An 18,051-nucleotide genomic window follows, 5' to 3' on the forward strand; every position below is an offset into this window, starting at 1 on the left:
ATCAAATCATCATGACGTTTCTCTACTCACACCCCGTCTCCGACGAAATCCGCGAGCGCGTCCTGGCGGAGCTGGCAGACATCGAGCAACGCCATGACGTGCGTGTCTTGTTCGCCTGCGAATCCGGCAGCCGCGGCTGGGGCTTTGCCTCACCCGACAGCGACTACGACGTGCGCTTCGTCTACGTGCATCAGCCCGAGTGGTACCTGCGCGTTGAACCGCAGCGCGACGTGATCGAACTGCCGATCAGCGACGAGCTGGACATCTCTGGCTGGGAACTGCGCAAGGCACTGCAGCTGATGCATCGGTCCAACCCGACATTGCTGGAGTGGCTCGCTTCGCCCGTGGTGTATCGCCAGGACGCAGCATTGGCCGAGCGCATGCGCATGCTGGCGCCGACGTTCTTCTCCGAGCGCAAGGGCCGCTGGCATTACGTGTCGATGGCGGCAAAGAATTTTCGCGGCTATCTGCAGGGCGAGACCGTGCGCATGAAGAAGTACCTGTACGTGCTGCGCCCGCTACTGGCCGCACAGTGGATCGACGAAGGGCGGGGTATCCCGCCGATGCGCTTTGCCGATCTGGCTGACGTGATGGTGAGAGACACCGCGCTGCGCGACGAGATCAACCAGCTGCTGGCGATCAAGATGGAATCCGGCGAGGCCGAATATGGTGCGCGCTTTCCGCGCATCCATGCCTTTATCGAACAGGCGTTGGCGCAGGAAGACGTGCCGGCCGATTTCCGCCAGGCCACGGGCAACCCGACAGCGTTGGACGCGTTCCTTTACGACACCGTGTTGACGCGTACCCCCTGTACAACCTGACGCGCACCCCCTCTGGCGGGTGCGCAAACGAACAAGAAGAACAAACCATGAACACCCAATTGCGGTTTCAATCGCAACCCGCCACCTGCATCGAACTCGATGGCGCGCAGGGCGAGGGCGGCGGACAAATCCTACGTACGGCACTCACCCTGTCGATGCTGACTGGTACGCCGTTCCAGATCGACAACATTCGCGCCAAGCGTTCCAAGCCGGGTCTGCTGCGTCAGCATCTGACCGCTGTGCAGGCAGCCAAGGAGATCAGCGGCGCCACCGTGGAAGGCGCAGAAGCCGGCTCGCAGACGCTGCGCTTCACGCCCGGCGCCATCCGTGGTGGCGACTACCGCTTTGCCATCGGCACGGCCGGCAGCTGCACGCTGGTGCTGCAGACCATCCTGCCCGCGCTGTGGTTTGCCGATGCGCCGAGCACCGTGTCGGTGAGTGGTGGCACGCACAACCGCGCTGCGCCGCCGGTCGATTTCCTCATCCGCGCGTGGCTGCCGCTGGTGGCCCGCATGGGTGTGACGCAGACGCTCGTGCTCAAGCGCCACGGCTTCTACCCGGCAGGTGGCGGCGAGGTACAGGCGACGATCACGCCGTGCGCAGGCCCGCTGCGTGCGCTGCATCTGACCGAGCGCGGCACGCAGCAGGGGCTGCGCGCCGAAGGCATCGTGGCGGGCGTGCGCGGCAGCGTGGCGCGGCGCGAGCTGGACATGCTGGGCCGCCTTGTGTCTGGTGTCGAAGGCACGGTGCGTGACCTCGGCAATGCAGAGGGCCCCGGCAATGCACTCGTGCTCGACATCGTGCATGAGCACGTCACCGAGGTGCTGACCGGCTTTGGCGAGCGTGGCGTGACGGCCGAGACCATCGGCAAGGACGTTGCCCACGCGGCGCTGCGCTATCTGCAAAGCACGGCGGCGGTGGATGAGTACCTGGCCGATCAGCTTGTCTTGCCGATGGCGCTGGCCGGCGCCGGCAGCCTGACTGCGGTGGCGGCTTCGTCGCATCTGCTGACCAACCTCAGCGTGATCGAGAAGTTCCTGCCGGTGGCGTTTGATGTGGAGACCGTCGGGCCGGGCGCCCCCGTGCTGGTGCGCGTGCTGTGACGGCCGGTGGCTGACCTGGGCGGGCACGGCATTCGCGTGGGGTTGAACACCAACGCCAACCGGAGCCCGCCATGCAACGCGGTAAGAAAGAGAAGCACCCGCACTCACACAAGCGCGAAGCGTCGATCGATCAGGCCGTGGAAGGCACTTTCCCAGCCAGTGACCCGCCCGCCATGGGTGGCATCACCCGCATCGTCGACAAGAAACCGAAGGCGCACAAGGGCAAGCACAAGGCAAAGGCTAAATCGAAGTAACCACAGCCAATCCGCCCGCATCGTCCATCGACATGCGGGTGTTTCCGTGTGGGCTGTGTGCCTACTGGTGCGCCAGGATGTTGACCACGTTCCCGAACGGATCGCGTACATAGAAGCGCCGCACACCCCACGGTTCGTCGACGAGCGGGTAGACGATCTCCAGGCCGAGCGACAGGGCGCGTGCATGTACTGCATCCGCGTCGTCCACCTCAATGGACAGCGCCGGCACCGGGGTGCCCGAGCCGCCTTCGGATGCGATGCTGACCTGCGGCGTCATCGTGGTGTGGGTGTCGGCAAAGGTGACGATCCAGCCGTGGTCCATGACGGCTTCCAGGCCGAGCAGATCGGCATAGAACGCGCGGGCGCGCGCCGGGTCGGGGGCATGCAGGTTGGGGACGATGCGTCGGACGGCCATGCTGCGCTCCTGTCTGGGGTGGGCGGAAATGGACTGCGGCATTGTAGTCAGCCTTGTGATGGCTTGTTCGCATGCAGGGCTGGCGTACATCACGTAAAGTGGCGGGCACTCGAACCATACAGAGACACGCACGCCATGGATTTCCTGCAATCGCTGCTGGCCCCGCGCCTGCAAAACGTTGAAACCTCCGCCATTCGCGAACTCTTCAAAGTGCTCGGCAAGCCGGGCCTGATCTCGTTTGCCGGCGGCTTTCCGGATTCGGCTTTGTTTGACGTGGAAGGCCTGAAGGCCGCCGCCGACAGCGCGCTCACCGCCGACGCCGCCCGCGCGCTGCAATATGGCGCCACCGAAGGTTTCGAGCCCCTGCGCGAGGCCATCGTCACGTTGATGAAGGCGCGCAGCGCCAACGTCGTTAACACCGACATCCTGGTCACCACCGGTTCGCAGCAAGGCCTGGACCTGCTGGGCAAGGTGCTGATCGGCGAGGGCGACACAGTGCTGGTGGAGGCGCCGACCTTCCTGGCCGCCATCCAGGCGTTCAAGCTGTACGGCGCCAAGGTGGCCGGCGTGCCGACCGATGCCGATGGCCTGGATGTGGATGCGCTGGAAAAGACGCTCGCCACCAGCAAGCCGAAATTCCTCTACGTGATCCCCAACTTCGGCAACCCCAACGGCGCGCTGATGAGCCTGGAGCGCCGTCAGCGCCTGCTGCAGCTGGCCGTGCGTCACAACCTGCTGATCGTTGAGGATGACCCGTACGGCGAGCTGTACTTCGATGCACCGCCGCCGCCGTCGCTGTACGCGCTGAGCCAGCAGACCGAAGGGGCGCAGGGCCGCGTGGTCTATCTGGGCAGCCTGTCGAAGGTGATGGCGCCAGGGCTGCGCGTGGGCTGGATGATTGCCCCGTCGCTCATCCTCGGCAATGCGGTCATGGTCAAGCAGTTTGCCGACGCGCACACCTCCACGTTTGCACAGGCGACGGCTGCGGCCTATCTGCGCAGCAACCGCCTGGAGGCTGTGCTGCCGTGCACGCGCGCTGCCTACGCCGAGCGTGCACACGCCATGGCCAACGGTCTGCGCGCGCTGCTGCCCGAGAGCGAACTGACGTTCAACCGCCCGCGCGGCGGCATGTTCCTGTGGGGCCGCCTGCCGGGCCGCAATGCCGCGGACGTGGCCAAGATCGCCATTGAGCGCGGCGTGGCCTTCGTGCCGGGGGCGGCGTTCTATGCGGTCGATCCGGACCGCTCGACGCTGCGCCTGTCGTATGCCACCTCGTCGCTCGCACAGGTGGAAGAGGGCATCGCCAAGCTGGCGGGCGCCATTCGCGAACTGCCGATCGCCTGATCGTCTGACGCTCTGATCGGTACCGGGTGGAGTGCGCAGGCGTTGATGCCAGCGCACTCCACCCACCTCCCTCCCGAGGCAATCGCCTTACGCACGCGGTAAGCTGGCGGCTCCAAAAAGACACCATAGGAGACCCCCGCCATGCAGCCCCTGCCTCGCTTGCTCCGTCATCTTGTCTTCGCCATCGGCGCGCTGTCGCTGGGCTTTCTGCCGGCTGCCGCCAGTGCGGACGAGGTGCGCGTCATGAATTCCGGCGGCTTTACCGCGGCTTACAAGGCACTTGCGCCGGGCTACGAGAAGGCCACCGGCAACACGCTCGCTACCGCCTGGGGGCCGTCGATGGGTGCCTCGCCAGAGGCGATTCCCAACCGCCTGGCGCGCGGCGAGCAGGCCGACGTGCTCATCATGGTGGGCGAGGCATTGGATGGCCTGATCCAGAAGGGTCTGGTTGACCCCGCCAGCCGCGTGTCGCTGGCCGAGTCGCGTATCGGCATGGTGGTCAAGGCGGGCGCACCCAAGCCCGATATCAGCACGGAAGATGCCCTGCGCAACACGCTGCTGCAGGCCAAGTCGGTGGCGTATTCCGACAGCGCCAGCGGCGTGTATATCGAGACCACGCTGTTCAAGCGGCTGGGCATTGAAGCGCAGATGCGCGGCAAGGCGCACAAGATCGAGAAGATTCCGGTCGGCACCGTGGTGGCCAGCGGTGAATACGCCATTGGCTTTCAACAGGTGAGCGAGCTGCTGCCCGTGCCGGGCGTGGACTTTGTCGGCAAGATTCCCGAACCGCTGCAGAAGGTGACCGTGTTTGCGGCGGGCATCCCCGTCAATGCTGCGCACCCGAAGGCGGCGCGCGAGCTGATCCGCTACCTGGCTTCACCGGAAGCGGCACCGGCCGTGGAGAAGAGCGGCATGGAACCGGCCCGCCAGCCGGAGGCCGTCCGGTGAAAGCACCAGGCGAGGCGATCGACCTGCTGCAAGACCCCGCGCTGCTGCGTCGCCTGCTGCGGGCGAAGGATCGCATGGACGCCGCCTCGCACGAAGCCTGGCCGGTCAAGCGGCTGGCCGAGGTGAGCGGCGTGTCGGAGGCGCACTTCGCGCGCTCGTTCAAGCAGGCCTTCGGCATTCCGCCACACCGCTACCTGCTCACGCGCCGCATTGAGCAGGCCACCACCCTGCTGCGCGACACCAACCTGCCCATCATCGAGATCGCCTACGCCACCGGCTGGGAGAGCCTGGGCACCTTCGGCCGCATCTTTCGCGACATCACCGGCCACAGCCCCAGCGCCCTGCGCCGCGAGGCCCAGGCCACCGCACCGCAGCAACAACTCGACCGCGTGCCCGCCTGCGTGCTGAAGGCGGCACAGCGGCCCGACCTCATCACAGCAGTTTCGGAGAAGCGCCGGCAGGTGGCCGAGGGTACAAATCCGTCACCCACTAACAACAAGGAGCGGTGATGAGCCAAGGGATCAACGTCGTCGGGCTGTACGTGGACGATCAGGATGCAGCGCTGGCGTTTTATGTCGACAAGCTGGGTTTCCGGGTGCACACCGATGTGCGCAACGGCCCGTACCGGTGGCTGACGGTGCAGCATCCGGAGCAGCCGTCGTTTCAGCTTGGTCTGTTCCAGCCCGGGCCGCCCATCCACGACGAAGCCACCGCGCAGACGCTGCGCGCCATGGTGGCCAAGGGCGCCATGCCGCCGCTGGTGCTGACCGTGGCGGACTGCCGCGCCACCTACGAGCAACTGCGTGCGCGCGGTGTGGAGTTCACGCAGGAGCCGGTCGAGCGCTTCGGCAGCGTCGATGCCGGTTTCCGCGACCCCGCCGGCAACGGCTGGAAGATGATCCAGGCTGCTGGAGGTGCCCAATGAGCGCCCGCACCGGACTCCGCCAGTTTCACCGCTGGGTGTCGATGGCCTTCACGTTGACGGTCATCGCCAACTTTGTCGCCATGACGCGCGGGACGCCGCCCGCGTGGATCACCTATGCGCCGCTGCTGCCGCTGGCGTTGTTGATGATCACGGGGTTGGTCATGTTCGTGCTGCCGTATGTGGATCGGCGTGATGCGCGTCGTGCGGGCGGGGCCAACCGCAACGCTCCGGCCGCAAGGATCTGAGGCCCACCAGCGGGTGATGGGAAGCGACACGGTGATGCGGCAGAATATGCCGTTTCCTTCTCACCCAATGGCGCCACCCATGACGTCTCTTCAATCCGCCGCCCGGCACGTCCATGACAGCATCCGCTCGGCAACGTCCGGCCTGATCGGGCGAGAGCAACTCGCTGAGCTGATGATCCTGGCCGCTGTAGCCCAGGAGCACCTGCTGGTGGTCGGGCCACCGGGCACGGCCAAGAGTGCGGTGGTGCGCCGCGTCGCTCATGCCATGGGTGGGCGCTACTTCGAATACTTGCTCGGTCGCTTCACGGAACCCTCCGAACTGTTTGGCACCGTCGACCTGAAGAAACTGCGCGAGGGCACTGTCGAGACCGACGTTACCGGCATGCTCCCAGAGGCGGAGATCGTGTTTCTGGACGAGGTGTTCCTGGGCTCCACAGCCATCCTGAACACCTTGCTGGGCGTGCTGAACGAACGGCGTTTCCGCCGTGGCCACACGCAGATCGAGTGTCCGCTGCGCGTGTGCGTGGGCGCCGCCAATGGCTTGCCTGACGACGAGTCGCTCGCGGCCTTTGGCGATCGCTTCCTGCTGCACCTGTTTGTGCAGCCCGTGCCGGATCACCAGTTGGAAGCCATGCTGGCCGGCGGCTGGCAATCCGAGATGCGCGCCGTGGCCTCGCACGCGGGCATGGCGGATCTCGACACCCTGAGCCGGGCGGTGCGCGACGTGCAGCTTGACGATGTGCGCCCGCGGCTGGCCCATGCGATCCGCCAACTCCGGGCGGCGGGCATTCCGCTGTCGGACCGACGCATCGTGAAATCGCAGCGCCTGATTGCGGCGGCAGCCGTGCTGGCGGGCCGGCTGCAGGCCACCGAGGCCGATCTCTGGCCGCTGTTCTATGCCCTGCCCACGCAAGACGCCCAACAGAGTGCACGCGACGTGCTGCGCGACCAATTTGCCAGCGCGGTGAGCCATCACCTGTCGTTTGCCGCAGAGCAGGCGGCCATGCAGCCGCGGTCGCGGGTTGGCCGCCTGGTCGCCGCTGCCGAACTGTGTCTGGCCGACAGCAGCGAGGGCCCGCAGTCTGGCCAGGTCGAGGCACTGCTGCGCGAGATCGATGCCAACTATTCCGCGCAAACGCTTCCGTCGGAGTTGGCGGCGTTGCGCGATCAATTGGCGGCACGTCGCGCCGCGGCATCCTGAGCATGCAGGACGGCACTGCATTGTCGTGGGCATGGCGCCCGGCCGCGCAGCCCGCCGTGCCGCAGGCCGCCGTGGCTTGGGGGGCGGCCGCAAAGCGCCTGCACGCGCGCTTGCGTGCGCATTTGGGTGACACCGAGGCCGAACCGAGTGGATTGCAGGTGACAGCCAGCCGTGACGTGCTGGTGGTCATGGGCGCCGCCTCTGCATTGCCATGGGTGGAGGGCATCGAATATGCCGCGCCGCATCCGGAGGCGCCGCAACTGTGGCTGCCGACGCTGCAGCAGCCGGACGTGCCATGCGATCTGCTGGCCCAGGCCCTGATCCGCCGGCATGTGCGGCAGCCCCTGCTGGTCTGGCCCAGCCCTGCCTATGTGCTGCCGCTTGATCGTGCCCTGCCGCTTTCCGCAGCGTTGCTCGCACAGATCGATGCCCATTGGCACCCCCGGGCGGATAGGCTGCCCGCCGACACCTGAGGCGCGATCGATGGAACTTCCGGAGTCTCTACATCGCTGGCGCGACTGGCTGGCCTGGTTCGGCGCCGACCTCCAGCCAGAGGTCGGCGCGCTGGTGCGCCGGCTGCATCCGTTGTTGGGTGCGTTTCTCGGGACGCGGCTGGCGGGCACGCAGGAGCCTGCCGGGCTCGGCAACCTGAACCGGCGTGGCCCCTATGACCGGCTGCTGGCCAGCGAATGGCTGCTGGCGCACGACATGCCTGATGAATTCCTGCGCCGGGCCGCAGCGGGTGAGCATCTGTTTCTCGCGCCGCCGACGCATGCACCGCAGGCAGATCGCTTGATCGTCGCCTTGTTCGATGCGGGTCCGTTCCAACTGGGCGCGCCCCGTCTGGCGCATCTGGCCCTGTGGATCCTGCTGGCGCGCCGTGCCCGCGACGCGGGCGGCGAATTGCGCTGGGGCATTCTGCAGGGCGCCCCAGCGCTGCGCGAAGCCACGGAGGTGTCGCATCTGCGCAGCCTGCTCAAGGCGCGCACGTACGACGTTACGACGGCAGAACATCTGCACACCTGGCAAACCTGGCTGGCTGAACACGCCCCCCGCCCCGGCGAGTGCTGGCGGATTGGCGGTCACGACGATGAAGGTGACGCGGGTGGGGGCGGCGCAGCTCCCGTGTGGACGCACACCGTGCGCATCAGTCCGGCATTGACGGAGAACAGCATCGACGTGCATCTCCGCGCTGGCCGGGCGGAACGCATGCAGCGTGTGGCATTGCCGGAACCGGCGGCCGCCGTTCGCCTGCTCAAGGGCGGGTTCCAGCTGGAGACACGTGTCTCGGCCGCGGCGCCTGGGGTGAGCCCGCATCGTCTGGCAACGCTGTATCCGCCGCAGATCTCCTTGGGCGGAACGCATGTTGCCGTGCCGATGCTCGATGAGCCTGGTGTGATGCTGTTTCATGTTCCCAAGGCCAAGGAGATCCACACCGCCAAGGCACGTCGCAACCTATGGCCGACGGGGGCGCAACCGCTGGCGGCAGCGTTCTACCGGAAGCGCTACTGCGCGCTGCTCAGCCATGAGGGTGTGCTGCATCTCTGGATGCCGAGTCACATTGACACCCGGCCGCGGCCCTCGCGGGAAGTCCTGGACGCACCGCCGGGGCGCCGGGGCCTGCTGCCCGCGGCCCGGTTGTATGGCCGGAATGGTGAGTTTTTCTGCGTGCTCGATTGTTCCGGGCGGTTGGTCTATTGGCGCATGGGCGCGGCCCCTATTGGCAGTACGGACGATGCCCAGACGCAATGCCTCGCGACCCAGGTCTTCGGAATGGCGCAGGTAGACGACAGCCAATTGATCTATCTGCGCAACGACGAAGGCATCCTGGTGCTCTGCCGATGGAGAGGCGCTGGCGCGCCCGAGCGGATGGGCTTGGGCAGTGCTTCGGACGTGACGGAGGTCCTCTTCGGCGCCGGCGCGCTCTGGCGCGCACAGTTCGGGGCATGTGCAGTGCGGCGGGGCGAGCCTGCCGAACAGGTGTGGACGGTGTTCAAGCCAGCAGTGCAGGGCGACGCCGGCGAGTTTGGCAGCACCGAGGTGCGGTTGCCGCCCGGATGGCGTGCGATTGGGATCGCCCAGGTGCTCGACAGTTCGGTTCTACGTCTGGTCACGGTCGATGCCAGCCGGACCCGGCTGGCGCTCCACGGGGGCCCATCGGACGAGGTCTTGTACACAAGTGCCTCACCCATCGTGCAGCACACTGTTTCTGTGGCCGGCGATCTGGTGGCCCTGCTGACGGAAGACCGCACGTTGATCGTCTATTCCATCAAAGAGCGGCTTATCCGCACCCAGGTGTCGGGCAGAGGAGAGGGTCATGTGGGAGCTTGAGGTGGTCGACCTGTCCTGCACCGTTCAGCAGCCCTCGCTCAGCGGCCATGTGGACGTGGCAGGGCTGTGGTTCCCGGCGGACTGGTTCGATCTGCCCACGCGGCGTCGACGCATGCTGGCCCACTGGCAACCGCGTGCGCGCGTGTTTTCATTCGCTCAGGGGGACTTGCTGTCCTTCGCGACGCCGCAGCGGTGCGACAGTGCAGCGTTACCCGGCTGGCCTCTTATCCTGCATGGCCGCACGCTCTCGTCGGCGATGCTCAGCGACGCGGAGGCCGCCGCGCTGCCGGCGGCCGACGTGTGGGTCGTGACCGGTGCGCGGGTGCTGCCGCTGCATCTGCGCGACGCCGTGCCGCAAGACCCGAGCCAGTGGATTGCTGCCGGTGACTACGGCTTGCTGGACACCTATGACTGCCGGACTGCGCAGCCCGAGCCCGTTGTCGAGATCGGGGCCGGCACGGCCGACGTACGCAAGCTGCTCGGCGACAAGGTGCCGGCTGCCAGTGCGCAGCAGGCGTCGTTCCTGCGTGAGCTGCAGGCGGCGGCATCTGCGCAGCCTCTGCCACCAGCCGGCACACAGCCGCTGCAGCGGTCGGCCGGCCGATGGCGTGCATGGTGGCCGCTGATGCTGTGCTTGGGCGTGGTTGCCGCGCTGGTGGCCTACGTGCTCCGCGATGCCGACGCGCCCGCCGCATCGCATGGCAATAGCACTGTCGCGCACGACTGGCTCCTTGCGCTGGGCTGGGTTGTGGCGTGTGTCGTGGTGCTGGTGAAAAACCCATGGTCAGTCAAGCGGCCGTCGTCGGGCAGCGGCGGACCGGCGCGGGGGCAGGTTCGCCCAGCGGCTACAGCGCCGGCCGGCCGGACCATCTCTGCGCGGGCCGGTCAGCGATTGCCGCAGCGATGGCGTGACTGGCTTGCACGGGCGGCCCTGTTCACGCGGGTCTCCAACCTGCTGGGCCGCCAGCATGCCGCGTATCTGCGTCGCATGATGACGCTGTTCGAAGATGGGCAGTTGGACGAGGCGCTGCGCCATGCGATCCCGCTGGGTGGGGAGCAGGGTTCACTCGGCCAGTCGTTCGCCGCGCTGCAGGCACGTCGGAACCTGGCGCTGAGCCGACAGCTGGGCACCGGGCCGAGCGTCCATCTCGGGGACGAGATCAGCAACTATCTGAAGCAGCTTTACCGCAAGAGCTTTGAGAAGCTCGATCGCGAGGGCCGCATCGATGAGGCCGTCTTTGTGCTGGCCGAGTTGCTGCAAAGCCGTCAGGAGGCGCTCGACTATCTCGAGAAGCATGCGCGCTACAAGCAGGCCGCCGAGCTGGCGCTCGCCTGGGATCGTCCGTCCGATGTGATCGTACGGCTGTACTGTCTGGCCGGCGATTGGCGTGTTGCGGTGGCGGTGGCCCGCCGCGACCGCGCCTTTGCCAACGCCGTGCTGATGCTGGAAAAGAAGTGGCCGGACCCCGCGCGGCGGCTGCGGCTGGAGTGGGCGCAGGCACTGGCTGCCCAGGGTGATTGGCTGGGTGCGGTCGATGTTGCGTGGCAGGTGCCCGAAGCGCGCGAGCAGGCTGCGCAGTGGCTGCAGCATGCAGAAGCGGACGGCGGCACGCTGGCCGCCCGTGCCCTCGTGCAGCGCGCGCAATTGCTGCCCGACACGTTGTCGCGCTACGAGGGTTACCTGTCGACGTTGCGAGAAGACGGCGGCAGGCATCGCGAGCGGGCCGCGCTCGTGCAGGCGCTGCTGGCCGTGCAGAAGAAGGGGCCGGCCTTGGCCTCATTGGCCCGTGCAGTCGTGGGGGCGGTCTTGGCCGACCAGGCTCGCGGTGTTGGCGCACTGAACCGGAAGATGGTGCAGAACCTGATCAATCTGACGGGGGATCGCCTTCTGCAGGCGGATCTGCCAAACGCACCTCCGCCGGTGCCTGAGCAGCCGGCGCCGCTCAATCGGCGGACGCCGCCGCTGGTACTGGAGGCGCCCGATGCAGGCACCCGGCCGATCCGCGACGCCGTACCGCTTGAAGGCGATCGCTATCTGGTGGCGCTGGGCGAAGCCGGGGCGGCGGTGGTCGACGCGCATGGCGCGATGGTGGCGCGGTTTGTCGTGCCGGCGGAGATGCTGGTCATTGCGGATAGTGGTCAGGTGGCGCTGGCCCTCGCGCGGCGCGGTGATCTCTGGCGCGTGAGCCGGATCGAGCTGGCGGCACGGCGTGTGCAGGACCTAGGCATGATGTCCATGGACCATTGCGCCATGCAGTTCGACGGCATCGCCTGGACGGTTGTGCACGGAACGCAGGTGCGCGTGCTGGATGTCACCCAGGCGCCGTGCTCCGTCCTTTGGCAGGTGACGGATTTGCCGGGCACTGTGCGCGCATTCACACGGACACCGCAGCAAGAGCAACTCCTGATACAGGTGAGCGCGACGGCCTGGCAACTCTGGCGCTATCACTTGCCTCAGCGCCGGTTGCTCGCGCGCGACGACGTCACGCCACCTGCAGACGGTGAGACGCTGCTATTGCATCCCAACAACGGAAGCATACGTGTCGGCCCGATGCAGGTGACGGACGGCGTGCCATCGTTGCCGTATGTCTGTGTGTCTAACCGGTGCCTGCTCGGTTTCGAGCAGGATGGCGACGCGCGCCCGGCGGGCTTCCGTCTTGGCACCGGCTGGCTGACACTGTCGCTGCGGGCCACGGATGGCAGCCGCACGTTCCGGCTGCAGGTGGTCGGCAATACCACCGACCGCGTTCGTCTGCGATGGCCAGCGGCAGAGGTGGTACGTGAGCGCTTTGCCGAGAACGTGTGGCTAGCCTTTGATGAGACGGGCCGCCTAGTGCACGTCGACCTGATCGGCGGCGAGGTGCGTATGCTGTCTATCCGGTAGGTGGGCGGGCGCATGCCGGCTACCCATCCGCCATAACGCCACCGCCACCACATGGCACGCCGCTGCCGCCCAGCCCAGCATGCCCGGGCCCCCATGCGCCAGTGCCAGCGCGCCCACGCTCGACCCCAGCGCAATCCCCACATACACCGCCGATGCATGCAATGACAGCGTGATCGGCGACACCTCCGGCGCGAGGCGGATCAGCCGCGTCGCCTGCGCCGGCCCGAAGCCCCAGCCCGCCATGCCCCACAGTACGACCGCGCCGATGGCAATGGCGGCTGCCACCGTGCCATGCAGCACCTGAGCCGATAGCGACAGCACCGAGAACGCCAGGACGATGCCCACGCTGCTCACCGCCAGCACGCGGGCGACGCCTGCACGGTCCGTCATGTGCCCGCCCAACCCGGTGCCCAGCGCTGCAAAACTGCCCACCAGGAACAGCACGATGCCCACATGCTGCGGCTGGAAACCCAACCCCTGCACAAAGAACGGCGCGACATACGTGTAGAACGTAAAGCCGCCTGCCGCCCAGAGCGCCGACACCGCCAATGCACCGAGCATGCCGGGGCGGCGCGCCACGCTCAGGCGCTGCGCCAGCGTGGTCACGCTGTGCGGCAGGGCGCGCGGCAAGCCGAAGGCGAGGCCTGCCGTGGCGAGTGCCGACAGCACACCGCACGCCACGAAGGTCGAGCGCCAGTCGCCCTGCGCTGCAATCCATGCGCCCAGCGGCACGCCGAGCGCCACCGCCACCGTGCCGCCCCCCGTGATGATGGCCAGCGCCGAGCCGCTGCGCGCGGCAGGCACCAGCGAGGTCGCCACCGCATTGGCCGTCGGCAGGAACACACCCGCCGCCAGCGCCAGCAGCACGCGCGCCGCCATCAACTGCCCGAAGCCGTGTGCGCTGGCGGCCAGCAGGTTGCCCGCCGCAAAGATGGCCAGCGCGCTGATCAGCACGCGGCGCCGGTCGACGTTGCCCAGCAGCGTCGCCATCACGGGCGAGCCCACGGCGTAGGTGACGGCAAACACGGTGACGAGCTGCCCCGCCGCCGGCACGCTCACGCCCAGGTCTGCGGCGAGCGTCGGCAGCAGGCCGGCAATCATGAATCCTTCGGTGCCGATGGCGAACGCGCCCAGGCACAACCACCACAGCGATGCCGGCATGGTCGGCTCCTGTCAGAAGAGGAAAGCAGAGAGGGGGGCGAGGCGGGTGGCCCCGCCAGGATCAGCGCGCGGTGGAGTCGGCGGTCTGGCCGAACAGCACGCGGCGCTCGTCGTCGGAAATGTCTTCGCGGCGGCGCGAGTAGGCGCGCTCCACGCCGGCATACGCACGCTCGGTGGCCGGGCGTGCGCTGATGGCCTCGAACCACCGTTGCAGGTGCGGGAAGTCGTTGAGGTCTTGCCCGTGTCCGGCGTGCGGCACGATCCACGGGTAGGCCGCGATGTCGGCGATGGTGTAGTCGTTGCCGGCAATGTACGGGCGATCGGCCAGGCGGCGGTCGAGCACGCCGTACAGGCGGTTGGTCTCTTTGGTGTAGCGGTCGATGGCGTAGGGCACGCGCTCGGGCGCATACACATTGAAGTGGCCGATCTGCCCGGCCATCGGGCCCAGGCCACCCACCTGCCAGAACAGCCACTTGAGCACTTCCATGCGGCCGTGCAGGTCGGTGGGCATCAGCTGGCCGGTCTTCTCCGCTAGGTAGAGCAACATCGCGCCCGATTCGAACAGCACCACGGGCTCGGTGCCCTCGGCGGGGTCGTGATCGACCATGGCCGGGATCTTGTTGTTGGGCGAGATGGCCAGGAAGTCCGGCTTGAACTGGTCACCCCGGCTGATATCCACAGGGATGACGCGGTGCGGCAAACCGGTTTCAGCAAAGAACAGCGCCATCTTCAGGCCGTTGGGCGTGGCGCAGTAGTAGAGGTCGATCATGGCGGGGCGCTCGTGTTTCTGTCGTGTTGGATGACAGATTAGGTGCGTGAGTGGCCTTTTGTAATGACCAGAAATCGGAATTTCTGGGTGGCCACTTGATTCAGTGGCCGTGCACCTGTGCGGGCTCGGGTGTCTCGCACGATCGCGCGTACCACTCCCACGCAGCGGTGGCGCACAGCACCCCGGTTGCCATTGCTGACACGGCCAGCGCGGACAGGCCATCCGCCACCAGCCAGGCCGCCCCCAGCGCGACCAGCCCGACCACGTGCGCCGGACGCACCCGCCCGAAGATCGCCCACTTGAACAGCAGGTTGCCCAGCAGATACAGCCCCGCGCTGCCCAGCACCGCCAGCGCCGCACCCGCATGCGGGTGGCCCACCGGGTGCGCGAGCACAAACTCATCGGCCACGGCGCCAATGATGATGCCCGCCACCAGCACCACGTGGATGTAGGTGTACGCGAGGCGCGCCAGGCGCCCAGGGGCAGCCGAGTGCGACATGGTGTGCGCGCCGCGCTCGGCAATCGTGTCGAAATACAGCCACCACATCGCCAGGCTGCCGATGAACGACACCGCCATCGCCGCGATGTTGGCCGCATTCCAGTCGAGCCCCGCAAACGTCGAGCCCGTGACCGTGACGGACTCACCCAGCGCGATGAGAACGAACAGCGAGCAGCGCTCGGCCATGTGGCCGCCTTCCACGTTCCAGTCATCGGTGGTCGAGCGGCCGATGCCCGGTGTGTAGAAGCCCATCGATGGGCCGACCCATTCGATGGCCAGCGCGGCGATCCAGCACACCCAGCGCACGGGCACGTCCGACAGTCCACCCACCAGCCACAGCACCGCCGAGATGCCGAGCCACACGCCAATGCGCTGGAAGTTGCGCCGCATGCTCAGCGACTCATGCCGCACGGCCCACAGGAAGAACAGCGTGCGCCCGAACTGCATGAACACGTAGGCCAGCGCAAACGCCAGTCCGCGCGAGCCGAACGCCTGCGGCAGCGATGCCGAGAGCAGCAGCCCCGCCGTCATCAACACCAGCATCAGGATGCGGATGGCGAGCTTCTCGGGGTCGAGCCAGTTGGTGACCCACGAGGTGAAGATCCACACCCACCACACTGCCAGCATTAGTAGCAGCGCCTGCGCGCCGCCTTCAAGCGTGAAGTTGCCGATCAGCAGGTGCGAGATCTGCGTGACCGCAAACACGAACACCAGATCGAAGAACAGCTCGATGTTGGTGACGCGGTGGTGGCCGTGCACGCCGGTGGGCGCGGGGCGGAGGTAGCTGCGGGGCATCGGGGTTCAGCGATCAGGCTTGCATGCCGAGCGTGAGCGTGCCTGCGCCCACCATCACCGCGCCGCCGGTGTAGCCAAAGCGGCGCTGTGCGGCCACGCTGGTCAGGCGCTTGGCGAGCAGCTTGGCGGCCAGCGCATACATCGATGCATTGGCGGCGGCCAGGCATACGAAGGTCGGCAGCAGGATCACGCTTTGCGACAGGAAGGTCTGGTCGGCCGACATGAACTGCGGCACGAAGGCGACGAAGAAGACGATGCTCTTGGGGTTCAGCGCTGTGACCGTCCACGCGGACAGGAAGCGGCGGCCTGCGGACTTCTGCTGCACGGGGATGGTGGCTTCAGGTGCGTCATCGCGCAGGCGGCGGGCGCTGAGGATGGACTTGATGCCGAGGTAGACGAGGTACGAACCGCCGATGAGCTTCAGCGCCATGAATGCCGTGGCGGATGCGGCGAGCAGGGCGCCCGCGCCGGCCAGCGAGACGGCCATGGCGGTGGTGTCACCGGCGGCGACGCCTGCCACCGTGCTCCACGCCGAGCGGCCGCGGTTGGCCAGCGAATCTCCAATCACCAGCAGGATGGTGGGGCCGGGGATGAGCAGGATGATGATGCTGGCGCCGATGAAGGCCAGCCAGGTGTGGAGGGTCATGGTGGGGTCTCTGGTTTTTTTGGGGGGGTTGGGGGAGACAGTTATCCATGAAAATTCTGGGGCGTCAAACGGGGGAGGGGTGGTTTTTTCGTTTTGGGTTTTGGCCTTGGCGGTCCATCCCCCTTTCGTCCCCTGCCGGGGCCGACTCACTTTTCTTTGTCTTGCCAAAGAAAGTGAGCAAAGAAAGGCGCGCCCGAGATGGCGACCCCCTCCTTGGATTTTTGTCGCGGGGAGGGAGGGGAGGCAAACTCGCTGCGCTCAGACAAGCCTCCCCTCTTTTTCCTCCCCGCAACAAAAACCCAAGGCGCCATCAAGGGCAGGAACGTCAACGGCCAAACCGGCGGGGAGCAAAAGTGAGCGCATGGCTCGGTTGGTGCGAGTGCGAGGTTAACGGCTAGCGGCGAGCAGTTGGGGGGCGTGAGACGGAGTAGCACACTGGCAATCGACGGTGTGCTTTACCCCTGCCCTAGATGGCGCCTTGAATTTGTGTAAGCGGGCGGAAAAAAGACGGGGAACTGTTTGAGCGCAGCGAGTTTTCCCCGTCTCCGCCCGGTTACACAAATTCAAGGGGGAAGTCGCCATCTCGGGCGCGCCTTTCTTTGCTTACTTTCTTTGGCAAGACAAAGAAAGTGAGTCAGCCCCGGCAGGGGATGAAACAAGGGGCGCACCACCAACACAAAAACCTAAACATGCCGACGAGCCGCCAAAGCGACCCCACCCACCAACAATAGTGCCGCCACCACTTCCAACCCATGAGGCAAGCGAGCCTCATAAATAAACCCATAAAGCAAAGCAAACACCGTCTCGAACACAATCATCTGCCCGGATAACGTCAAAGGCAGCTTCCGGCTGGCTGCATTCCACAAGCTGTTGCCAAGTACCGAAGCCCCCAACGCCACCCCAGCATTGATCAGCCAGAACAGCACCCAAGCCGATGCAGGCTGCGCAGATGCCGTCGCCATCCCCGGCATCAGAAACGCCGGCACCGCTAGCACCAACGACAGCGCCCCCGTTGCAATGCCCGTCAGCAAGGACCACTCACGACTCGTGAACTGCGGGTGCTTGCGCAAATACCGCGCATTGCACACCGCATACACCGTCCAACACGCCAACGCCCCGGCCGCCATCAGCAGGCCGATGGGGTACGCGCTGCCACCGGCATCCGCATGCATGGCCGGCGCATCCAGGTAGATGCACACCACCCCCGCCACCGCCATCAGCAGCGGCAGCGCCAACCGCCGCAACGGCAAGCTGCCGTGTTCCGTCGCACCGGCCAGCGTGACTGTCACCGGCAGCAGCCCGACAATCAATGACACCGGCGCCACGCCCGCACGCTGCACACCCCCCGCCACGCACAGGTAGTACAGCAGGTTGCCCGGCAGCGACAGCACCAGCAGCGCCGCCCAATCACGCCGTGTCGTCTTGCGCCACAGCGTGCGCCACACGGGCAACGCCAGCGCCAGAGAGAGCACGCCATACAGCACATACCGTGCCGCCGACAGCGCCAGGGGCGAGTACTGCGGCAGCATTCTGGGCGCAACAAAGATGATCCCCCACAACGCACCCGCGGCCACGCCGCAGCCCAGACCCATGAGGTGGTCGCGCCGTGTGTCGTGCTGCGCCTGCGCGAGGTGTGTTGCGGTGGAGGTATCGCCAACAGCCATGTGGAGCCTGGTCCGGAAGATCAATCGAACCGGCACTCTGCGCGTG

Annotated in this window: 18 protein-coding genes; 12 read left to right on the forward strand and 6 right to left on the reverse strand. The window is 66.8% G+C overall.

Going from position 1 to position 18,051, the window contains the following annotated elements; all coding sequences use genetic code 11:
• The first annotated feature begins 11 nt into the window (after nucleotides 1–11).
• The 3 genes from ACS13N_RS08750 (at nucleotide 12) to ACS13N_RS08760 (ending at nucleotide 2,178) form a co-directional block, all read left to right on the forward strand.
• Nucleotides 12–821 carry a nucleotidyltransferase domain-containing protein gene (locus ACS13N_RS08750; protein WP_438931295.1) on the forward strand — a complete coding sequence of 270 codons (810 nt, stop codon included), beginning with the start codon at nucleotides 12–14 and terminating at the stop codon, nucleotides 819–821.
• Between the two features lie 47 nt (nucleotides 822–868).
• Nucleotides 869–1,924 carry an RNA 3'-terminal phosphate cyclase gene (gene rtcA, locus ACS13N_RS08755; protein ID WP_438931296.1) on the forward strand — a complete coding sequence of 352 codons (1,056 nt, stop codon included), beginning with the start codon at nucleotides 869–871 and terminating at the stop codon, nucleotides 1,922–1,924.
• A 71-nt stretch (nucleotides 1,925–1,995) separates the two neighbouring features.
• Nucleotides 1,996–2,178, forward strand: a complete 183-nt coding sequence (locus tag ACS13N_RS08760; RefSeq protein ID WP_438931297.1) for a hypothetical protein — start codon at nucleotides 1,996–1,998, stop codon at nucleotides 2,176–2,178.
• Between the two features lie 61 nt (nucleotides 2,179–2,239).
• Here the strand turns inward: ACS13N_RS08760 and ACS13N_RS08765 are convergent, their stop codons facing one another.
• A complete protein-coding gene (locus tag ACS13N_RS08765) occupies nucleotides 2,240–2,593 on the reverse strand; it encodes a glyoxalase superfamily protein (protein WP_438931298.1) in 354 nt (117 codons plus the stop codon).
• Nucleotides 2,594–2,728: 135 nt separating this feature from the next.
• Between ACS13N_RS08765 and ACS13N_RS08770 the strand changes: the two genes are divergently transcribed.
• From ACS13N_RS08770 to ACS13N_RS08810, 9 genes are all read left to right on the forward strand, one after another.
• Nucleotides 2,729–3,937 carry a PLP-dependent aminotransferase family protein gene (locus tag ACS13N_RS08770; RefSeq protein ID WP_438931299.1) on the forward strand — a complete coding sequence of 403 codons (1,209 nt, stop codon included), beginning with the start codon at nucleotides 2,729–2,731 and terminating at the stop codon, nucleotides 3,935–3,937.
• Nucleotides 3,938–4,078: 141 nt separating this feature from the next.
• Nucleotides 4,079–4,885 (forward strand): substrate-binding domain-containing protein, encoded by an 807-nt coding sequence (locus ACS13N_RS08775; protein WP_438931300.1) that lies wholly within the window; start codon nucleotides 4,079–4,081, stop codon nucleotides 4,883–4,885.
• Nucleotides 4,882–5,394, forward strand: coding sequence for a helix-turn-helix domain-containing protein (locus tag ACS13N_RS08780; RefSeq protein ID WP_438931301.1), 513 nt, complete (start codon nucleotides 4,882–4,884; stop codon nucleotides 5,392–5,394). Before ACS13N_RS08775 ends, ACS13N_RS08780 begins: the two co-directional genes overlap by 4 nt.
• On the forward strand, nucleotides 5,394–5,810 hold the full coding sequence (locus tag ACS13N_RS08785; RefSeq protein WP_438931302.1) for a VOC family protein: 417 nt from the start codon (nucleotides 5,394–5,396) through the stop codon (nucleotides 5,808–5,810). Before ACS13N_RS08780 ends, ACS13N_RS08785 begins: the two co-directional genes overlap by 1 nt.
• Nucleotides 5,807–6,055, forward strand: coding sequence for a hypothetical protein (locus ACS13N_RS08790; RefSeq protein ID WP_438931303.1), 249 nt, complete (start codon nucleotides 5,807–5,809; stop codon nucleotides 6,053–6,055). Before ACS13N_RS08785 ends, ACS13N_RS08790 begins: the two co-directional genes overlap by 4 nt.
• Nucleotides 6,056–6,134: 79 nt before the next feature.
• The gene (locus ACS13N_RS08795; RefSeq protein WP_438931304.1) at nucleotides 6,135–7,256 is read left to right on the forward strand and encodes an AAA family ATPase; all 1,122 of its coding nucleotides are present in this window, start codon (nucleotides 6,135–6,137) and stop codon (nucleotides 7,254–7,256) included.
• Nucleotides 7,257–7,258: 2 nt separating this feature from the next.
• Nucleotides 7,259–7,729 (forward strand): hypothetical protein, encoded by a 471-nt coding sequence (locus tag ACS13N_RS08800; protein ID WP_438931305.1) that lies wholly within the window; start codon nucleotides 7,259–7,261, stop codon nucleotides 7,727–7,729.
• 10 nt (nucleotides 7,730–7,739) lie between these two features.
• Nucleotides 7,740–9,587 (forward strand): hypothetical protein, encoded by a 1,848-nt coding sequence (locus tag ACS13N_RS08805; RefSeq protein ID WP_438931306.1) that lies wholly within the window; start codon nucleotides 7,740–7,742, stop codon nucleotides 9,585–9,587.
• Nucleotides 9,574–12,471, forward strand: a complete 2,898-nt coding sequence (locus ACS13N_RS08810) for a bpX6 domain-containing protein (protein ID WP_438931307.1) — start codon at nucleotides 9,574–9,576, stop codon at nucleotides 12,469–12,471. The genes ACS13N_RS08805 and ACS13N_RS08810 overlap by 14 nt, the downstream gene beginning before the upstream one ends.
• Here ACS13N_RS08810 and ACS13N_RS08815 read toward each other — a convergent pair.
• From ACS13N_RS08815 to ACS13N_RS08835, 5 genes are all read right to left on the reverse strand, one after another.
• On the reverse strand, nucleotides 12,418–13,632 hold the full coding sequence (locus tag ACS13N_RS08815) for an MFS transporter (RefSeq protein ID WP_438931308.1): 1,215 nt from the start codon (nucleotides 13,630–13,632) through the stop codon (nucleotides 12,418–12,420). The genes ACS13N_RS08810 and ACS13N_RS08815 overlap by 54 nt on opposite strands.
• A 61-nt stretch (nucleotides 13,633–13,693) precedes the next feature.
• Entirely contained in the window at nucleotides 13,694–14,401 is a 708-nt protein-coding gene (locus ACS13N_RS08820) for a glutathione binding-like protein (protein ID WP_438931309.1), read from the reverse strand.
• A 100-nt stretch (nucleotides 14,402–14,501) separates the two neighbouring features.
• Entirely contained in the window at nucleotides 14,502–15,695 is a 1,194-nt protein-coding gene (locus tag ACS13N_RS08825; RefSeq protein WP_438931310.1) for a low temperature requirement protein A, read from the reverse strand.
• 13 nt (nucleotides 15,696–15,708) lie between these two features.
• The gene (locus tag ACS13N_RS08830) at nucleotides 15,709–16,341 is read right to left on the reverse strand and encodes a LysE family translocator (RefSeq protein WP_438931311.1); all 633 of its coding nucleotides are present in this window, start codon (nucleotides 16,339–16,341) and stop codon (nucleotides 15,709–15,711) included.
• Between the two features lie 683 nt (nucleotides 16,342–17,024).
• On the reverse strand, nucleotides 17,025–18,005 hold the full coding sequence (locus ACS13N_RS08835; RefSeq protein WP_438931312.1) for a DMT family transporter: 981 nt from the start codon (nucleotides 18,003–18,005) through the stop codon (nucleotides 17,025–17,027).
• Nucleotides 18,006–18,051: the final 46 nt, after the last annotated feature.

The organism is Ralstonia sp. 24A2 (genome assembly GCF_051783885.1).
GTDB lineage: Bacteria > Pseudomonadota > Gammaproteobacteria > Burkholderiales > Burkholderiaceae > Ralstonia.